We start from the raw sequence: 1957 nt of genomic DNA, 5'->3' as shown, positions 1-1957 counted from the left end.
ACCCTTGGTCATCCGGAGGACACGTTTCTCACGTGTCATTCGCTACTCATGCCTGCATTCTCACTCGCACAGCCTCCACAACTAGGTCACCCTGCTGCTTCTACGGCTGCACGACGCTCCCCTACCCACCCACACAAAAGTGTGAGTGCCGCGGCTTCGGCGGTGTACTTGAGCCCCGCTACATTGTCGGCGCCCAGCCACTAGACCAGTGAGCTATTACGCACTCTTTCAAGGGTGGCTGCTTCTAAGCCAACCTCCTGGTTGTCTTCGCGACCGGACATCCTTTTCCACTTAGTACACGCTTAGGGGCCTTAGCCGGCGATCTGGGCTGTTTCCCTCTCGACTACGAAGCTTATCCCCCGCAGTCTCACTGCCACGTTCTCACTTACCGGCATTCGGAGTTTGGCTGACGTCAGTAACCTGTGAGGGCCCATCGGCCATCCAGTAGCTCTACCTCCGGCAAGAAACACGTGACGCTGCACCTAAATGCATTTCGGGGAGAACCAGCTATCACGGAGTTTGATTGGCCTTTCACCCCTACCCACAGCTCATCCCCTCAGTTTTCAACCTAAGTGGGTTCGGGCCTCCACAACATCTTACTGCTGCTTCACCCTGGCCATGGGTAGATCACTCCGCTTCGGGTCCAGACCCGGCGACTCANACGCCCTATTCGGACTCGCTTTCGCTACGGCTACCCCCAGACGGGTTAACCTCGCCACCGAGCACTGACTCGCAGGCTCATTCTTCAAAAGGCACGCCATCACCCCACAACGAGGGCTCTGACGGATTGTAAGCACACGGTTTCAGGTACTATTTCACTCCCCTCCCGGGGTACTTTTCACCTTTCCCTCACGGTACTTGTCCGCTATCGGTCGCAAGGTAGTATTTAGGCTTACCGAGTGGTCTCGGCAGATTCACAGCGAATTTCACGGGCTCGCTGCTACTCGGGTATCCATCAAGGCAGGCACCACGTTTTCGGTTACGGGACTCTCACCCTCTCCGGCGGACCGTTCCAGGCCACTTCACCTAACATGACACTTTCTTACTGCCCTCCAGCCAGGTAGAGCTGAAAAGATGAACCCCACAACACCACACACACAACCCCTACCCGGTATCACATGTGCATGGTTTAGCCTCATCCGCTTTCGCTCGCCACTACTCACGGAATCACTATTGTTTTCTCTTCCTGAGGGTACTGAGATGTTTCACTTCCCCTCGTTCCCTCCACACCGTCTATATATTCAACGGCGGGTAACACCACATGACTGGTGCTGGGTTTCCCCATTCGGAAATCCTCGGATCACAGCTCGGTTGACAGCTCCCCGAGGCATATCGCAGCCTCCCACGTCCTTCATCGGCTCCTTGCGCCAAGGCATCCACCGTGCGCCCTTAGACACTTACAACACACAAAACACACACCAAACCCGAGACAACCAAAGCCATCACAAATTCGATGCGCCCTTCATGACATCAAGCGCCAAAAAAACACAACAAAATGCTTACACAGAAACATGTAAAATTACAGAAACATAACACAACAACCACACCAAAAATGATGCGCCGTCATGTTGATGCTCGCGTCCACTATACAATTCTCAAACAACACACACCACCACACCGCCACCAGCCTGACCCCGAAGGAACCAGTACGCCGGCGCTGACACGCAGCAGCAAAACAGAGAAGACGTGTCCTCTCAGACACCCAACAGTGTGCCGACGAAACCCCACCCACCGGACAAGCCGGCCAAGCAGGCGATAAGAATTACCGTGTCAGTGTTCCACCCAATAATATGAGCAACCACCTCAGCCACATTCGAGCTGACAAGTGGTACTAAATGCTCCTTAGAAAGGAGGTGATCCAGCCGCACCTTCCGGTACGGCTACCTTGTTACGACTTCGTCCCAATCGCCAATCCCACCTTCGACAGCTCCCTCCCACAAGGGGTTAGGCCACCGGC

2 rRNA genes are annotated in these 1957 nt (G+C 54.8%); both read right to left on the bottom strand.

From position 1 onward, the window contains the following. Nucleotides 1-1403 (bottom strand): 23S ribosomal RNA (locus tag ACM9LD_RS25010); the annotation flags it as partial. Nucleotides 1404-1846: 443 nt separating this feature from the next. Then, nucleotides 1847-1957 (bottom strand): 16S ribosomal RNA (locus tag ACM9LD_RS25005); the annotation flags it as partial.

Origin of the sequence: Tsukamurella hominis, assembly GCF_965137015.1 — a bacterium.
GTDB classification, from domain to species: Bacteria; Actinomycetota; Actinomycetes; order Mycobacteriales; family Mycobacteriaceae; genus Tsukamurella; species Tsukamurella hominis.
Note: the sequence above shows the minus strand (reverse complement) of the source record. Positions and strands in the feature narration are given on the sequence as shown.